The sequence below is a fragment of the Pseudoalteromonas piscicida genome (genome assembly GCF_002208135.1).
Taxonomy (GTDB): domain Bacteria; phylum Pseudomonadota; class Gammaproteobacteria; order Enterobacterales; family Alteromonadaceae; genus Pseudoalteromonas; species Pseudoalteromonas piscicida_A.
Map to the genome: position 1 here is coordinate 2,380,668 of NZ_CP021646.1, position 15,829 is coordinate 2,396,496.

General features: G+C 42.6%; 17 protein-coding genes, 1 tRNA gene and 2 pseudogenes. 4 read left to right on the forward strand and 16 right to left on the reverse strand.

Features of this window, described 5'->3' with window-relative positions; genetic code table 11:
• Positions 1–3: 3 nt before the first annotated feature.
• The 5 genes and pseudogenes from B1L02_RS11145 to B1L02_RS11165 form a co-directional block, all read right to left on the reverse strand.
• A complete protein-coding gene (locus B1L02_RS11145) occupies positions 4–687 on the reverse strand; it encodes a flagellar hook assembly protein FlgD (protein ID WP_010369284.1) in 684 nt (227 codons plus the stop codon).
• 17 nt (positions 688–704) lie between these two features.
• Entirely contained in the window at positions 705–1,136 is a 432-nt protein-coding gene (flgC, locus tag B1L02_RS11150) for a flagellar basal body rod protein FlgC (protein ID WP_010369286.1), read from the reverse strand.
• A 2-nt stretch (positions 1,137–1,138) separates the two neighbouring features.
• Positions 1,139–1,549 carry a flagellar basal body rod protein FlgB gene (gene flgB, locus B1L02_RS11155; protein ID WP_088531071.1) on the reverse strand — a complete coding sequence of 137 codons (411 nt, stop codon included), beginning with the start codon at positions 1,547–1,549 and terminating at the stop codon, positions 1,139–1,141.
• A 279-nt stretch (positions 1,550–1,828) separates the two neighbouring features.
• Positions 1,829–2,662, reverse strand: coding sequence for a CheR family methyltransferase (locus tag B1L02_RS11160; RefSeq protein WP_088531072.1), 834 nt, complete (start codon positions 2,660–2,662; stop codon positions 1,829–1,831).
• A gap of 15 nt (positions 2,663–2,677) precedes the next feature.
• Positions 2,678–3,609: pseudogene (locus B1L02_RS11165) on the reverse strand (chemotaxis protein CheV).
• 140 nt (positions 3,610–3,749) lie between these two features.
• Here B1L02_RS11165 and flgA point away from each other — a divergent pair.
• The 3 genes from flgA to flgN all read left to right on the forward strand — a co-directional run bounded on the left by flgA (position 3,750) and on the right by flgN (position 5,274).
• Positions 3,750–4,457: a flagellar basal body P-ring formation chaperone FlgA gene (gene flgA / locus B1L02_RS11170; RefSeq protein ID WP_088531073.1), complete on the forward strand. Its 708-nt coding sequence runs from the start codon at positions 3,750–3,752 to the stop codon at positions 4,455–4,457.
• Between the two features lie 72 nt (positions 4,458–4,529).
• Positions 4,530–4,853, forward strand: coding sequence for a flagellar biosynthesis anti-sigma factor FlgM (flgM, locus tag B1L02_RS11175; RefSeq protein WP_010369298.1), 324 nt, complete (start codon positions 4,530–4,532; stop codon positions 4,851–4,853).
• Positions 4,846–5,274, forward strand: a complete 429-nt coding sequence (gene flgN, locus B1L02_RS11180; protein ID WP_088531074.1) for a flagellar protein FlgN — start codon at positions 4,846–4,848, stop codon at positions 5,272–5,274. Before flgM ends, flgN begins: the two co-directional genes overlap by 8 nt.
• 123 nt (positions 5,275–5,397) lie before the next feature.
• Here the strand turns inward: flgN and B1L02_RS11185 are convergent.
• A pseudogene (locus tag B1L02_RS11185) lies at positions 5,398–5,873 on the reverse strand (LPP20 family lipoprotein).
• A gap of 204 nt (positions 5,874–6,077) precedes the next feature.
• On the opposite strand from B1L02_RS11185, the gene B1L02_RS11190 reads away from it, so the two are divergent.
• Positions 6,078–7,274 (forward strand): flagellar assembly protein T N-terminal domain-containing protein, encoded by a 1,197-nt coding sequence (locus B1L02_RS11190; protein ID WP_088531075.1) that lies wholly within the window; start codon positions 6,078–6,080, stop codon positions 7,272–7,274.
• 108 nt (positions 7,275–7,382) lie between these two features.
• Here the strand turns inward: B1L02_RS11190 and B1L02_RS11195 are convergent.
• The 10 genes from B1L02_RS11195 to B1L02_RS11240 form a co-directional block, all read right to left on the reverse strand.
• Positions 7,383–7,457: transfer RNA gene (locus B1L02_RS11195), tRNA-Arg, on the reverse strand.
• Between the two features lie 322 nt (positions 7,458–7,779).
• Positions 7,780–8,421 carry a FlgO family outer membrane protein gene (locus B1L02_RS11200; protein WP_223192036.1) on the reverse strand — a complete coding sequence of 214 codons (642 nt, stop codon included), beginning with the start codon at positions 8,419–8,421 and terminating at the stop codon, positions 7,780–7,782.
• 10 nt (positions 8,422–8,431) lie between these two features.
• On the reverse strand, positions 8,432–9,085 hold the full coding sequence (locus B1L02_RS11205; RefSeq protein WP_088531077.1) for a FlgO family outer membrane protein: 654 nt from the start codon (positions 9,083–9,085) through the stop codon (positions 8,432–8,434).
• 14 nt (positions 9,086–9,099) lie between these two features.
• The gene (locus B1L02_RS11210; RefSeq protein ID WP_088531078.1) at positions 9,100–9,681 is read right to left on the reverse strand and encodes a FlgO family outer membrane protein; all 582 of its coding nucleotides are present in this window, start codon (positions 9,679–9,681) and stop codon (positions 9,100–9,102) included.
• Between the two features lie 54 nt (positions 9,682–9,735).
• Positions 9,736–10,341: an SPOR domain-containing protein gene (locus B1L02_RS11215; RefSeq protein WP_088531079.1), complete on the reverse strand. Its 606-nt coding sequence runs from the start codon at positions 10,339–10,341 to the stop codon at positions 9,736–9,738.
• A complete protein-coding gene (locus tag B1L02_RS11220; protein WP_223192035.1) occupies positions 10,328–13,270 on the reverse strand; it encodes an SdrD B-like domain-containing protein in 2,943 nt (980 codons plus the stop codon). The genes B1L02_RS11215 and B1L02_RS11220 overlap by 14 nt, the downstream gene beginning before the upstream one ends.
• Before the next feature lie 19 nt (positions 13,271–13,289).
• A complete protein-coding gene (locus B1L02_RS11225; RefSeq protein ID WP_088531080.1) occupies positions 13,290–14,012 on the reverse strand; it encodes a fimbria/pilus periplasmic chaperone in 723 nt (240 codons plus the stop codon).
• Positions 14,013–14,075: 63 nt separating this feature from the next.
• Positions 14,076–14,534: a DUF4402 domain-containing protein gene (locus B1L02_RS11230; protein WP_223192034.1), complete on the reverse strand. Its 459-nt coding sequence runs from the start codon at positions 14,532–14,534 to the stop codon at positions 14,076–14,078.
• Positions 14,535–14,537: 3 nt separating this feature from the next.
• Complete coding sequence (locus tag B1L02_RS11235; protein WP_088531081.1) at positions 14,538–15,119, reverse strand: DUF4402 domain-containing protein; 582 nt, start codon at positions 15,117–15,119, stop codon at positions 14,538–14,540.
• Between the two features lie 99 nt (positions 15,120–15,218).
• Positions 15,219–15,728 carry a hypothetical protein gene (locus B1L02_RS11240; RefSeq protein ID WP_088531082.1) on the reverse strand — a complete coding sequence of 170 codons (510 nt, stop codon included), beginning with the start codon at positions 15,726–15,728 and terminating at the stop codon, positions 15,219–15,221.
• Positions 15,729–15,829: the final 101 nt, after the last annotated feature.

The window sequence follows — 15,829 nt, forward strand, 5'->3', positions numbered from 1 at the left end:
CTACTATGCTATTTCAGCAATATCAGTTAAGCGCACCGCGCCTTCTTTGGTATTAATGACGATGCCGTTAGCACCATTAACATTAACACTGTCTATATTTCTGAATGTGGCCGAAGGTAAAGTCTGATATTCACCTTCAATCATGCCTTCCGCTTTTATGGTGTATTCACCAGGAGGCATCATCTCACCATCTTTATTTTTACCATCCCAATCGAAACGTACGGCACCTACACTTTGCTCACCAAATTCGAGCGTCTTGACAAGCGCTCCTGATTCATCATAGATACCCACAGATAGATTCTGAACTGGTTCCTGTACAATCACAGAACCTTTGGTAAGTGCATCGTCGCCATGTTCTAACGTCGTTGATTCAAGTAATGCTTTTTTACCAATCAACGTTGATGCTTGAAGCGCCGAGTTAGAAGTCATTGATGCAGCTAGCGAATCAAAGTTCTCATTGAGCTTTGAGATCCCCTCGGCCATGGTAAAGCTGGTCATCTGCGCGATCATTTGATCGTTGTCCGCAGGCTTACTTGGATCTTGGAAAGAGAGCTGTTGAGTAAGCAGCGAGAAGAAATCTTCTTGCGATAGCTCATCTCTGGGCTTTTTCTCCTCGGCCTGTTTTTGCCTATCCCAGTAGAGTGAATCTACACCCGTTGAAGAAGTGGCATTTACATTATTACTCATCAGCTGTTACTCCCAATTTAGCGCTGGCCTAGTTGCAATGTTTTACTAAGCATTTGCTTTGCAGCGTCTGCAACTTGAACATTGGTTTGGTAAGAGCGAGAAGCAGAAATCATGTTTGCCATCTCCTCTACCACATTCACATTCGGTTTATAAATGTAGCCATTTGCGTCAGCACTTGGGTGGTTTGGGTTGTACTCAACTTGAAGCGGCTTATCGCTCTCAACCACACCTAAGACTTTTACTCCTACTGAAGATCCCGCAACATTGTTCTGGGAAGCTGCAGCTTTGGAAAGTTCAGCGGCAAATACAGGGTGTCTAGCGCGATACACAGTATCCTGACTAGAGCTCACTGAGTTTGCGTTTGAGATATTACTTGCGGTGGTATTCAGTCGCACATTCTGTGCACTCATTCCTGAACCCGCGATATCGAAAACGTTATATAAACTCATAATTATGCCCCTTGCCCGCCGAGTGCCTTCTTAAGACCACTGAACTTACCACCAAGAAATTGCAAACTGGCTTGGTACTCTAATGCATTCTGTACATACAAGTTCCGTTCCACTTGTATATCCACTGAGTTACCATCACCTGTATCTGCTTGATTTGGCGTACGATATAGTTCTGAAGAGTTGCTCATCTTAGTGCCACCACTGAGGTGTTTGGCATCCGTTCTGACCATATCATTGCCGCTTCGCTGTGATGACTTTGCCGCTTTTAATGCACTCGCAAAGTCGATATCTTTTGCTTTATATCCTGGAGTGTCTGCGTTTGCGATGTTACTCGCTAGCATTTCAGCACGCTGAGAACGGATCAGCATGGTATGCTGATGTACACCCAACGCTTTATCGAAACTAATTGCCATTGTCTGACTCCAAAAATTTGACTTCAGTATGACAAAGCAATCTTTAGGCCAGTTTTTAAACTTGATTTATACCTTAAATTTCAATGTGTTAAATTTCACTTTTGGAATAATTAAACTTGAGTCAATATTGAGGAAGAAGTAAATAAGAGGAAGTGTCTGAATAATTGGCGGCTTGGCTGAAGCAATTCGCAGTTATAAGACTAGAAATAGTTACTGGAAGTTCCGTTACAAATAGCCGATGCTAGCTATAGCGACCATCCCTGCCGCTATTTGTTAGTTTTAGGTCTTTTTCTGATAGATGATCCCTGGATTACAACGGATCATATTAAAGTCGTCACTTAAACCCGCCATCGACTCTGACGCCCCTAAAAACAAATAACCATTAGGATTTAACGACTGAGCAAATTGCGAAATTATTTTGGCTTTCACTTCAGGCGAAAAGTAAATCAGGACATTACGGCAGAAAATAACATCAAACTTACCCATCAGTGCATAAGAATCCAACAGGTTTAAGTGTCTAAAGCTGACCATTTTACGAATAGGTTCAACTACCTTGGCCATTCCATTACCACTATCCATAAAAAATTTCTTTCTGCGCTCAGGAGATAACCCCCGCGCCAATGCCAGCGCGTCATATTCAGCATTTTTACACATATCAAGCATTGTGTTAGAAATGTCTGTACCGACGATCTGCACACCCATTTTTAGCGCACCGGGGCTTTTACTCACATACTCGCTCGCAGACATCGCGATTGAGTACGGCTCCTGTCCTGATGAGCTTGCCGCCGACCAAATCTTAACTGGCCGTCTTAAGTCTTTAAACTCTGGTAAGATTTTCGACTTAATCAACTCGAACGGATAGGTATCCCTGAACCACAGTGTTTCATTCGTTGTCATCGCATCCACCACAGCGGCACGCAATTGCCGCTCATGGGGACTAAGCGTTTTAGAAACTAAAGACGATAGAGTTTCTACACCAAAGCGAGCCATCAGAGGAGCTAATCGACTTTTAACCAAATATAACTTGTTGTCACCCAGCACGATCCCGCACTGTTGCTCCAAAAAAGTTCTAAATTGATCGTACTCTTTTTGCTCTAAATGCTTATTTTCCAAGTGCTACCACCAGCTTTAATCACAATGAACCCATTTCTTAACCGCTGCGGCTAATTCATCTGGGTTAAACTTAGCAATAAAATCGTCAGCGCCAACTTTCTCAATCATGGCCTGATTAAATACACCACTCAGTGAAGTATGGAGTATCACATGCAATGGCGCTAATTTTGGATCAGCTTTTATTTCAGCCGTTAGCGTATAGCCATCCATTTCCGGCATTTCAACGTCAGAAATCAACAGCCCTACTCGCTCGGTGACATTATTTTGACAGTCCATTTCGGCTATTTCACGAAGCCTAATTAATGCTTCTTTGCCGTTCTTCGCAAGCTCAGTCTGAACTCCCAATGGCTCCAATGCACGCTTGACCTGATTGCGAGCAACTGCAGAATCATCCGCGATAAAGACAATACGCTCACCTAAATCTTTTTGCATTTCACCGTCAGAGACAATGTCAGCACTGACTTCTGTGTTGATCGGGCAAATCTCATTGAGGATTTTTTCTACGTCTAAAATTTCAACTAACTCGTTTTCAATTTCGGTGACCGCTGTCAAATAGGAATATCGACCCGCACCAGATGGTGGGGGCATTATTTTTTCCCAGTTCATATTCACTATACGCTCTACTGCACTGACTAGAAAACCTTGAACTGAGCGATTGTATTCCGCAATCACAATAAAACAATTGCGAATATCTTGAATTGGGGGTCCACCAACCGCAAGTGACATATCTATTACAGAGATAGTCTGGCCTCGAATATGAGCAACCCCCGGATAAGAGGATTTGACTTGGGCATGCTTGTCAATGCTGGGCATTGAAGCACTTCTCGGACTTTGAAAACGTTAATGCCGAAGCGCTGTCGACCTTGAAGTCGAAAAAGTAATAGCTCGAGACGGTTTTGCCCAACCAGCTGTGTACGTTGGTTAACCGAGTCTAAAATACCTGCCATTTCAATCTCCTACTGTATAAACCGCTAATCGGAACGATCTTTGCTTCGACTCTGATATGGTTTACCACCCTTGATTAGGTGCAGTTATTAAAGCAGAATCTTTATACCTTGTTTCACCCCATAAGCATAGTCGAAACATCATGAGTTTGTTAAAAAAAACCCATTACATTCAGTTTTTTTGTTTGTTCGCTTATTTTATAGGCGTTGACTATGGTTATTGTCAGCAATATGACAACAAAACTTTAGAACAAAGCGCAATCGCGTTTGTTGAACCGAATGTTGAACAAGATCCTGATAGTCAGCTGTCGATCACCGCTATACCACTTGACTCAAGAATTCCAGCAAGGGATTGTCAATCGCCGCTGCAATATAGTACAGCGATGACTCCGCCTTTTGATACTCAAGTGACCGTCCAAGTGAGATGCAACGACACTCTCAGCTGGACTCAATACGTTCATGTGCGTATCGACCACCTCTACCCCATTTTAGTAAGCGCGACCATGCTAGAAAAAGGCCGTGTTATTCAGGATGAAGATGTGAAAATAGAGTATCAGCCGAAACGTTTTAGAAGAGTTTCCTATATAGAGGATAAGTCAATATTAATAGGCAGCAGAAGCAAACGTAATATAAGAGAGGGTCAAGCCTTTACTCAAGCCCATATTTGCATGGTCTGCAAAGGCGACACCGTGATAATTATCGCGAAATCAGGCGGGCTTGTGATCAAAACTCAAGGAGAAGCGCAACAAGATGGTAATCGTGGTGAACTTATTAATATTAAAAACTCTCGCTCTGGCAAAACCTTACGTGCTAGAGTAATAGAAGTGGAAACAGTAGAGGTGAATCTATAAAAAATTTGCTAAAGTAATACTACTAAACGCCGATAACAAGGCTGAGAGTATAATTTTATTGGGTCTACAATCATGGTTAATCAAGTTAACGGTCAGAATCAGTCTACATCCGTTGCTAATAATGTTAAGCAACAGAAGGCTGAATTGCAAAGAAATGATGCGAATAGTGCATCAGTTAAATCACCAGCTACGCCTAAAGCAGCTGCGGACTCAGTCAGTCTGACTCCGCAAGCACAACAGCTGAAAACAGTCAATGAAAAAGCACAGCAATCATCAGGCTTTGATGACAAGAAAGTCGAAGAACTGAAAAAAGCGATTGCAGAAGGTAAGTATCAGGTTGACGCGGAAAAACTCGCCAAAAACATAGCTGCATTTGAGTTCGAAATATATGGATGATTTGGTTCGGCTTTGCCACCACAAACTTTCAGAACAAATCTCAACGCTAGAAGCGATGACCCAGCTTCTGGCGCGTGAGCTTGACGAGCTTGCGTCTCGGCGTGGCGACAATTTAAAAGAAATCGCTCGCGAAAAGCTAACTCTCATTTCAAAACTGCAAAAGATCGATAGTGAATTAGCAAAAACTGATTCTCATATTTTTGAGCACGATGAAGTAATCTCACTCGTTGCTAAAGTACGAGCACTGCTCAGTGAATGCCAAACCAAAAATGAAATCAATGCTAAAACGGCTCATCAGGCCAACGTAAGCACACGGGAGCTAAAAGGGATCTTAATTGGAGCACCGACTTCTGTTACATATGGTCAAGATGGTAGTGTGAAAAGTAGCGACAGTGAGTTAGTACGTAACCTAAAGGCGTAGCATAGCCACACTAGTACTGTTTTAGCATCGAAGCATAAACAAAATACACCGGCCTTGCAGCTCTACAGCACAATTGAAAAATTAAAACGTGAAGCGCATTAGAAGAGCAATATATAAGACTGCTTACTTAAAGCTATAAGATATTTTCTTAATTTTCTGCGGCTTGACTTGGGTAACATACAAATCATAAACGCGTTTCATATCAAGCTCTAATTCCGTCGCGTAAGTATCGCCGACAGCATAGCTTTTCAACACCTTAGCCCCACGAACTAGTCCATTTACTCGACTCTTAAGACCGTCGTTTTGCGCAATAGCCCTTTGACCGTGATAGTGGATGTCAAATTCTGGCCATACAGTTGCTCAGCCAATTCACGATACGCTTCTAATTTTGAGACTTTAATTGCCATTAGCTGCTTCTCACCCGCAGTTTTACCAGGCTGAGCACTCAAAGGCGCATACCCCACAGCCCGTAAAACAGGAAAAGTTTCCGGTTGCACTGTCTCATATTCAATGTGCTTATCAACAAGGCTTGAACAGCCGCTGAGCCCCGCCAGCGAGCAAACCATAACAACTGCACTGATAGAATTAGTGATACGCATTTCACCCCACTCCGCTACAATATATACCAATCAAAACTTAGCACTTCCCCTGCATCTTAATCTCGCAAGGGTTATTGTGGTTTCATTGAGTATTGGCAAGAAATAAAATTAACTTTCATAATGGATGATTATGCACGAACCTTGCCAAAATTTGGCACAGGTATTGCTGAGTTAAAGAGTAGTTTTTGATCTGGGCATTTAAACATGAAAAAGCAATTCGCGACCAGTCTAACACTGTTGTGTATCACCTTAACTCATCCAGCTTATGCTGAATGGTTTGAAGTTACCGGCATGGCTGACGTTAAAAATGGCGACCATCAAAAAGCCAAAAGAAAAGCCGTAAACGACGCCATTACACAAGCATTGCTGTTTTCTGGCGCTTCTGTGAGTAGTGTACAAACAGTCACCGATGGTGTGCTCACTCAAGATCAACTTAAAATCCGCTCAAATGCCGAAATCCAAAGCGCTAACGTGGTTGCTGAAGCAAAAGTCGATGACTCATGGCAAGTGACACTACATATCGATATTACGCCACAGAGTGGTCAGTGCCCAACCAGTGCCTACAGCAAACAGATTGCAGTGACACAGAGCCAGTTAAAAAATAAACATCAAGCAACATTAGGTCAAATTTTTGACATAAATAAAGCGGTGAGCGAGCGCTTGTACCAAACAATGTCTGAACAGAAGTTGAACTTAGAACCCATTCCCTACTTCGCACAGACCATAGACGTTAACCGCTTTTTCAGTCAGCGTTTTGATTATAATGAACAGTTAATCGAGACCATAACGGCCAATACTAACAGTCAATTCGTATTACTGAGTCAAATTACTGATATTGCTAGTGTAGATAAACTCAATAATGACCTCGCATTTTGGCAAAGCGATAAATACTTAAGAAGCTTTAAGGTAGACTTTGCACTATTTGATGCCCTTTCTCATGAAAGAGTATGGCAAAAGCAGTATGCAACTCAAGGCGTTTGGCCTTTTAAGAAGACCAAATTAATTGATGTGTACAGTGAGCGCTTTTGGCAGACAGATTATGCTGATGAGATCCAAACCACGCTGACACAAATCGCAACAGATTTAAACGCAGCGGTCGCCTGCTTACCAACCAATGGTAAAATCCTACATATCAATGATGAACAAGTCGTTATTAATTTGGGTCGCATGCATGGCTTAAAGAATGGCCAGATCCTCAATGTAGCGCATAGTAATCCGTTGACTAACGTCGATGGTAAAATATTTATGCACCAAATTAAAACTATTAATAAGCTGCAAGTGATCCAGGTGAATGCACAAAATGCCATTGCGGTAAACATCAGCAATCGCCCACTGCACAATGTGCAAATTAATGATTTGGTTGAAATTCAAATAGACAATGAAAATGAGTTTGCACTGTAAGTGCTGAGCCTGCCTGTGGTAAAGGCAAGGTTTTCGACGACTACGCACTCTAAACCATGCTTGTGCCGCCCATTTACTTTGGTAATTCCACGCTGTGGTGAATGTAAATGGCGTCCCCAGTAGGAATCGAACCTACATCTAAGCCTTAGGAGGGCCTTGTTTTATCCATTAAACTATGGGGACAATCTCTAAAGTCAGTTACGAACGCCTTTTTAGCCTTCGTTAGCGGGGTCTGCATAACTTAAGTCTGGAGTTGTTGGTTCGCTTTCGTACTGCATCCCAGTGACTTCGCTTTAGTATACTGATCTTAATGAACTTTTAAAGATTAATAGTCAAATTATTTGTGGTAATAAATGGCGTAAATCCGTAGGCGAATACGCAGCAGTTAGGCCCCACTACTGCGCTATCAGTTACTTCGCTTGAGGTTTGAGTAAGAAATAGGATAGCGCTTCGCTTTTAATAAAATCTAAACGCTATTCTCTTCTAAAAAGTGCTATTTGAAGTATTACCTTGAAGCGGTTGCCTGATCATCAAGAATAAAATACGGGATGGTCACCACCGTGCTCGCGATCACTAAATTGGTGTTAAACTCTAGCAACCTTGCATTCACCTCCACGCCTCGTGGACGGTAAACCATAGTGCCTGTCAGCAAATGGCTGGGTGATTGCACGTTTTTCAAGCGACTTGCGTTACGAGAAAAAGTCAAATCGCCACTGGATGTCACTTCTATTTTTCCTAGCGCTTTAAAGTCTAGCGCTTGATAGCCCAGCTTTTGCATTTGATGCATTAAAGACTCAGCCAATTGGTTTCCTAGCTGATTAGTATCCCTTAGCGATTCATTAAAGTTAACAAAACTAGCGACCGCTATCGACTCCGGCTTTTGCCCCAATACCGTATCTGACAATTCCAACGCAATTTGATTGGCGTAATTCGCAATTTCTTTGCGATGACGATAGCTAACGAAGCCAATATCTTGCGTTACCGCCGCTTGTAAATCTTCATTACGTTCTTGCTCTTCCATCATGGCATATAATATTTCCATGTCGGATTGCTGCGTTTCTGTAGATTCAGGAGCCGTCTGTTTTGTCATTTCACAGCCACCGAGTAATGCAAGTGTCGTCGCGAATAGCACTACATTTTTCATCATCGCCTCCGAATTAGTTCGCGCGCTCTATACGAATGCCATCGTATGCCGCACCATCTTGTAGGGCATTGACTACGTTTTGTGGCAAAAAGCCTTGAGCAGAGCCCACGACACTTTTACTTCTAAGTCCAACCACTCTGGCATTGACCATAACTCCGCCTTGGTGATTAACCAAAGTACCACCTAGCACGTATAAAAAAGGATGGTTGTCAGATAGCTCTAAAAAATCACGGCTAAAAATAAAATCGCCTTCAGGTGTCACCCGGATATAATCTGTTGTTTTAAAGTCCACAACGGGGATCCCAAATGCATGAAGCTCATGGATAAAGCTTTCAGCCAATTGGTTACCCAGCAAGGAGCCTTTATCAAATTCTTTATCTAAAAATACAAAACTTGTCACCGCTACCGGTGTTTTCTCATTCACGTGTTTCAAGTTTGCTACCATGTCTTGCATAATGCTTTGAACATAGTGAGTGACATTCTTACCGGCCATTTGCTGAGAAACAGAAAATTGCTTCATACCGTTTGGGTTACTTTGATACATCGAAGATTTCTCAAAGCCATTGCGCACGGGCTCAGCCTGAGCATTATCCACCGCAAAAAAGTGACTCTGAGCACAGCCAACCATCAATGAAAGAGGCAAAACCAAACTTAATACTTTTTTCATTACTCTCATCTCCACTAATATTGGCTTCGTATAATTTGACCGTCGCGATTTGTGACACGCTCCGTCCCCCACATCGCAGCTTTAGGAATACTGATTGATGCAGCTGAAACCGCGCGATTATGTAACGTATCAACCAGCCTCGCATTGACCAAATAGGTATCTCGACTTTCTACGATTGTGCCGACCACCACAAGGTCAATTTTCTGGCGCTGATTCAGCTTATTTAACTCCCGGCTTAACATACTATCGGCAGAACTTTGTAAAGATAAAGCGTTCCTGAGTCGATATTCCACAACATCGGCCCCCATTTGACTTAAATGGGTCATGAGGGATTCTTGCAAGGCCACGCTCAAGCCAGAACCTTGCCCATCAATGGTATCATACAGCTGATTAGCCTTAAAAAAACTCGTCACAGCAAGCGTTGAATTCGGCTTGAAGGGACGTACATACTGCCCGAGCTCCGCGGCTAACTGAGCGCCAAACCCATCTAAATCAGGTAAGATTTCTTGCTGCTGGGTCGCTTCTCTTTTCCCAACCTGTTGACTGCTTGTACACCCTACCAACAACACAATCACTATGAGTGCTAGATATTTCATTTCACCACGCCCACGATAAACTTATCGGATAAAATGCAAAATACGCACCAAGTTTTAAAGTCGATGACTGGTGTAGTGACTAACTAAGCAGCTTAAACCTGCACGCTTAAGTTGCTGGCAGCCTTGATATGCAGAGGCTTTATCTGTGAATGCACCTAATTTTAGTCGGTAGTATTTCGTACTTTGAATATCTACTTGTTCGATATTCACTTCGCTTTTAGCAAAGTCTAGCGGTAGCTTATCCTTAAGCTGTTCATAGGTCTGCCTAAGCTTGACATACTCCGTTGTAGAGGCCAATTGAATTGCAAATTCAGCCACTTCCTCCTGCTTATCTTGTTCCTCTACGAATTTTGTTTCTCGCGCTTTTACTTGTTCGGGCTGCTTTGCTAAAAGCTCCGCGTCCTTTTGTTTTGCAAGTGAACTTGATAGCTGCATCGCAATAACATCAAGATCTTCCTGCACTTCTTCAAACTTAGCAACCTGCTGTTTTAGCGCTCTTAGCTGCTCTACTTCTTGTTGTAAGGTACTTACCTGTTGCTCCAGTAAAGATAGCTGCTTCTTCATTTGTAATGTGTCAAGTTGACTCTTGCTCGCAGTTGCTTGGCAACCACTTAACGCAACGAAACTGAGCATAGTGAGGTGCCACTTAATTGATTGCATTTTTTTCTCTTTCATAAATAGTTAAGGCTTCCACCGCGCAAGAAACTTTGAAGGGAAGTAGGTTTTGGCAAATATTTGCCGCATTTTGCGTGGCGTCATTTCTTAAGATAAGTAAATAGGTGGCGTCGCCTTCTTTTTGCGCATACCCAAAACTGTCGCGTAATAACGTAGGATAACGCTTAGCCAAAATCGCCGCGTATACTTTTAATATAGTTAGCGTATTGAAGCGTCCAACTACAGCAAACTCTTGCGTGGTTGCATGCTGTCGCTGTAATTCGTGATTTACATCAAGCAGCAAGTCTCCCTCTGCACTTAACTCCACTTCTATCTGCTGAGTACTGGCTACCGCGAGCCTTTTCGCATCACTTATCGCTGTACGATAAGTCCCTGGCTTCAAACCAGTAAATACATAGTAGCCGTCATATGCCGTCTGAGTGCGCGCGACTTCGTTACCCTTTTCATCAAGTAAACTGACTGTTGTGAAGCCTGCAGGTCGGTGTTCAGTACCCTCATTGATTTCAACAACACCTTCAATTTCCGACGAGTTTACAAATGGTATTTCAACATATTCAATATAACCGGGCCTTGGAGTGAATGAAAAGCCATCGTTAGCGGGAACTAAAAAGGGTTCGGGGATTGTATCTTTGTCAACAATAATATCTGTTCGTTTGTAATTTACCATTGCGGGTAGCAGTGCTACACCATCGTCGTCAGTTTTACCTTGTGCAAAGTTTTGCAATGCTTTTATGGTTACCCCTTTTAGCGGTAACTCCCCATCATCAAGATAGCCATTGTTATTCTGGTCGATAAAAGTACGAACCATCAAAGAGCCAAACTGCGACAAGCGTTTTCCTGTTAAGAAAATTTGATCTACGGTTTCGCCCGCTCCAATACTCACTTGGCCAGATAGACCCACTTGCCAGTTATCATCGTTATCGTATTGCAAGTCTGTTAACAACCTAAACTTATCATGGTTCCAGCTCAATCCAAGTTCGGTTTTATAGTAATCGGCAGCAAAGTCTTTGTATAAGGTAACGCCAAGATCAAGCTCAGGACTTAGCTCTTTGCTCAACTCAAGCTCTGCTGCTGTAATTTCATTGGAAGGTTTTATGTCATACCAAGTAGTAAAACGACTATACACACCAAGAACCCTGCGCTGCCACCGCAAGTAGCCACTCACGTCGCTGGCTTGATTGGTCGGCTCTTGCCACACAAATTGGTTACTGAAAGTACCCCAGTAATTACCCGTGCTAAAAAGTAACGATGCTTGCTCTATAGTATCAGTATTAGCCTTGTCAAGATGGAAGTATTCAGCACGATAGTAAACCTTAGCCACGTCAAAAAGAGACCACTCTCCTGCCGCCGTTAATTTTATCTCGGTCGCATTTTCATCCTGCTCTAGATCTTCCTTTAACTCAACTTTAGCACCTACCTGTTGCCCAAGTAGACGGGTTCGAGTATTTGCAGAGAGATGTTGGGCCGCGTCGCTCTTACTATAGTCAACATCCAGTAGTAGTAGTTTGTTAATATTGGTGTTAAACCCGGTAGAAAAGTATTGTTCTGATGCGCTATTTTTCAAACCTTGACGATGTTGCAAACCTGCATACACCGCAAAATTTTTAGTAAGTCCGTAGTCAAAGCGGCCATTTACTTGCCAGCTTGACGTCCCCGACAATGCAGTCTTGTCGCCCAGTATACTTTTGCCCGTATCAGTAATTGATACGGCAAAAAACCCTTCACCTTCATTTGCAGTGCTCTGTTCAACATAATAGGTTTGCACTTCTTTTGATACTTGACCTTGCCCTCCATACATCACGAGTTCAAAGGTATTTTCACCAAATAGTAAATCAATATTTTCGAACTCATAGCGCCCAGATTGGAGATTGTTTTCTTGTCCAATCAATAACCCATTTCGATAAAGTTCTACGTCCCACCCTACCTGAACAGGACCTGAGATGACAATGCGCTGACGATTAGTGCGCTTATCTAACGGCGCGTTACTGAAGCTCACTCCTCGCCCTTCTTCATTTAGCGCATCGACTCCAACTTGAACACTCTGGACATCACCGAGCGACACCTTGGTAAAATTCCCAAATGGTAAAACATCAGCCTTTTTTGAAGCACGGTTGAGGGACATGCGTGAGCGATTAATGACATCTCCTTCTCTACCCGCAATAAAGTACTGGGCTTGCCAATAGGCGATGTCTTGTGAGCCAATAAGAGAATAAGATGTCTGACGATTGTCTTCAGTCATTTGCGTATTTATCTGAGCGTCCAACACTGGTTTACCGATGCTTTGATAGGGACTTGGTCGCCACGGTAATGTTGCGCTGGCATTACGGTCAAACCTAACAACCTCCCTTCCTAATCGCTGTTGCTGTGCTTCTATTGGCAGAATTTGCTTACTCTTAACGGTCAACGATAAATCCTGTATATCGGTAAACAGACTAACATCGAATAAAGTCGCAACGATATAATCGGCGAGAAACACCTCGCCATTAATGACCTGAATTTCTCTATCACTCAATTGCGTTCGCTGCCCCTTGCTCTCAACTAGATGCGACTTGGCGTTAAGACTAAAGGTGTTTTCGGGCGTGAAGAACCAGCCGCCAAAGTTCCCCGATACATCTTCTGACACCACAAATCCCAAGGCAGAAAACAAGCTCAAGAGTTCCACATTGACGCCTTGTTCTGACGTCACCGCGATTACTTCACCTAAGTATAAATTTCCTTTATAGGCGGATAAGAATAGCTCTGTACCAACATCAACTCGAGATACAACCCGCCCTCTTTGCTGTATAGCAAGTTTTGCTTTAACGCGTTCAACCCGTTCTAACAGCTGTTGTAATGCATCAGCCTGCAATGCCAAAGCGGGCTGAAGGCATAGTGCTCCTATTAGTAACGTGCGCCAAATAGCCGATGCTCTCATCAAGTTCGCTTACACCAAACTACAAGGATACCGAGTCATCTACAAAAGTGCGGTCAGTGTATTCCTCATCACCCACATACTTTATTAGGACCTTACCTGATGGGCTAAGTTTAATTGCTGGGTCTACCAAGAACTCTACACTTCTTTGATTAAGCTCTGGATATACAGCAAACTTATTCAGCACGCCGATCCGCACTGGTTTAGCGTCATTTTTACCCTGCCAATAAGCGGATAGTTCGCCAAAACTACTATATTTCCCTGTTCGATTAAGTAGTACCGTTATTGCCTGACGACCACCTTTTGCGTCGCGTACAGTGACATCTTCAAGCCGTATTTGCGGGTTCGCATCGCCAACTCGCAGCATAACCGGAATGCTATAGCTCATCAGCACGTCAATATTGATACCTTCTTTCAGGTTACCTTTATTATTCGGCAGCTCCCTAAAGAGCAGGTGTGAGCGATACTCTCCTTGTTCCATATTTGCCTTTCTCCGCACGGCCAGCTTTATCACCTGACGCTCACCTGGCCCTAATGTTACTTGTCTAGGTGAAATACGGATGAAATGACTCGCTGCCATAGGGTTCATATTTTGCTCGGCAAAATTGGCGTAACCACCTTCTTTAAGTGCTAGCTTCTCTTGAAATTCAAGTCGATAAGATTTGGTCACATCACCATTATTAATGATAGTAACTCTTTCAATTCTCTGACGCTCTTCGAAAGCAACGCGTGTTGGGGTGATCATTAAGTTGGCGCTTACTTTACAGCAACAAAACAAAAGCAGCGTTAATATTAATTTATTCATAATTTAGTAAGACAAAGTTATTTCAACATTTAAAGTTTGCACCCCATCCGATAGGGACTTACCATTACCAGCAAAACGCAATTGACCACCGACTTTAAACTCACCAGACCCGACACTATCCGTGTAAATCGCCTTCTCGTGATACAGCTCTATCAATTGAAACGCATCGGATGCGCCAAGATTCCAATAACCAAACCAGTCGTTGTACACTGTAGATTGGACACTAATTTGGCGGTTGTGGGGAAAATCGGTCAAAAGGATTTCTGCCGCATGACCAAACTCTACAAATAGAATATTGCTTGACGTTTGTGGCCGAACATTAGGCTCTATTGTCACTGTACCGGCACTATTTTGATCAATAATCGCAATCGTGCCAAAGCTCAGTTTCTTGACTACTGATATGTCTTGAGCTTTGACAAAGTGACTGACAAAAAGTAATGCCAGTACAATGTAGCGCCACATGTTTTAGTATGCGATTTCGATATCAACTTTGCTGGTGTATACACCGCCACCGTACGTATCTGTCCCTGAAAGGGCTTTCGTACTTAGTGTTGCACCAACAGAAAGCGTTGCAGCACCATTTGCATCAACTCTAAACTTGTTGTTTGTCACTTCGCTATTGGGTTGTGCACCGCTTACCACATAAAATTCAAAATCCTTTAAATCAAATGAAGCATTACCTACGCTATCCACCGTAGTTGCAGCCGGAACCGTAATCGTTAACTCAGTATTTGGCGCTGCATCTGTGATATTGATAGAGCCAGCTCCCCCCGTACTAATGAGGTTTATTACTGCATCACCAGTATTCTTAATTTCAGGGTCAGTCAGTGTTGGATCCGCCTCAATTTTCATCGTAGCGACATCAGCTGCATCCCCCTGTACTCGAATGATACCAAAATCAAGTGGGTCACCGGCTTCAGCTGAAAATAAATTTTTAACTTCAACTTTTACTTCAAGGCGAGCAGTATCTTTAGCAATTACTGAAGAGGTAAGTAAAGCAGCGGATATAGAACTTGCGATAAGCGCAGATTTAATCAGTGTTTTCATCTTTAAATTCCTTTAGGAGTCATTTTTATCATCACCGCAATACCGTTTTTTTGGTGACTTATTCTTTATCGTTCCCAAATGGGAAAACTTTAGTAAAAATTAAAGCATTAATCTTCTACAATCAATGCTTTGGATAGAAAATAGTCTACAATAAATTTTTGCTTCTGGAATTGATCTTAATCCAGAAACTGTCGCCCAGTCTCGCATTTCAAACGCTTGTATTTGAAACTCAGCTCCTAAGAATATAGTGGGAAACCTTTGCTTTACCGCCGCTAATAACGCTTGATGCTGCTCGACCTGAGGCCCGGAATTGATAGATACTGGAAATAATTTCAGTTGAATTCCAGTCGTTTGATTAGCTTTTTGTTTACTGGCGGAATAACGCTTAACCTCTACACCAGTATTCGGTACTGCTTGAATATTATCGACGTTAGCTTGAGACTCTAACAAAGTAAGCAGGTTTGAGAGATCCTGTTCTAACAAGCTCAATCGCTCAATACTTTCGAGCTGCTGCTCGGTTAATTGTGAGGGCTGCTGAGCTGAATGACTACAACCACTCAAAACAATGACGATGCCAACCACAAAAAGTAAAAAAAGCTTAATATTCACAATAAGTTAAAAAAAATTCCATTTGTCTGCTATGGTACATAAGTCATGCCGAATAGCCAAATGCTTTTACCGCAAATATCCGTACATTTAACTTTATGTAA

Bases quoted from the DNA above. Each gene is read 5' to 3' on its own strand.
- flgM (WP_010369298.1), top strand. From the start codon at position 4,530: ATGGTTAATCAAGTTAACGGTCAGAATCAGTCTACATCCGTTGCTAAT.
- B1L02_RS11230 (WP_223192034.1), bottom strand. From the start codon at position 14,534: ATGTGGCGCTACATTGTACTGGCATTACTTTTTGTCAGTCACTTTGTC.
- B1L02_RS11215 (WP_088531079.1), bottom strand. From the start codon at position 10,341: ATGCAATCAATTAAGTGGCACCTCACTATGCTCAGTTTCGTTGCGTTA.
- B1L02_RS11235 (WP_088531081.1), bottom strand. From the start codon at position 15,119: ATGAAAACACTGATTAAATCTGCGCTTATCGCAAGTTCTATATCCGCT.
- B1L02_RS11225 (WP_088531080.1), bottom strand. From the start codon at position 14,012: ATGATCACCCCAACACGCGTTGCTTTCGAAGAGCGTCAGAGAATTGAA.
- B1L02_RS11220 (WP_223192035.1), bottom strand. From the start codon at position 13,270: ATGAGAGCATCGGCTATTTGGCGCACGTTACTAATAGGAGCACTATGC.
- B1L02_RS11190 (WP_088531075.1), top strand. From the start codon at position 6,078: ATGAAAAAGCAATTCGCGACCAGTCTAACACTGTTGTGTATCACCTTA.
- flgC (WP_010369286.1), bottom strand. From the start codon at position 1,136: ATGAGTTTATATAACGTTTTCGATATCGCGGGTTCAGGAATGAGTGCA.
- flgN (WP_088531074.1), top strand. From the start codon at position 4,846: ATGGATGATTTGGTTCGGCTTTGCCACCACAAACTTTCAGAACAAATC.
- B1L02_RS11200 (WP_223192036.1), bottom strand. From the start codon at position 8,421: ATGATGAAAAATGTAGTGCTATTCGCGACGACACTTGCATTACTCGGT.
- B1L02_RS11145 (WP_010369284.1), bottom strand. From the start codon at position 687: ATGAGTAATAATGTAAATGCCACTTCTTCAACGGGTGTAGATTCACTC.
- B1L02_RS11210 (WP_088531078.1), bottom strand. From the start codon at position 9,681: ATGAAATATCTAGCACTCATAGTGATTGTGTTGTTGGTAGGGTGTACA.
- flgA (WP_088531073.1), top strand. From the start codon at position 3,750: ATGAGTTTGTTAAAAAAAACCCATTACATTCAGTTTTTTTGTTTGTTC.
- B1L02_RS11205 (WP_088531077.1), bottom strand. From the start codon at position 9,085: ATGAAAAAAGTATTAAGTTTGGTTTTGCCTCTTTCATTGATGGTTGGC.
- flgB (WP_088531071.1), bottom strand. From the start codon at position 1,549: ATGGCAATTAGTTTCGATAAAGCGTTGGGTGTACATCAGCATACCATG.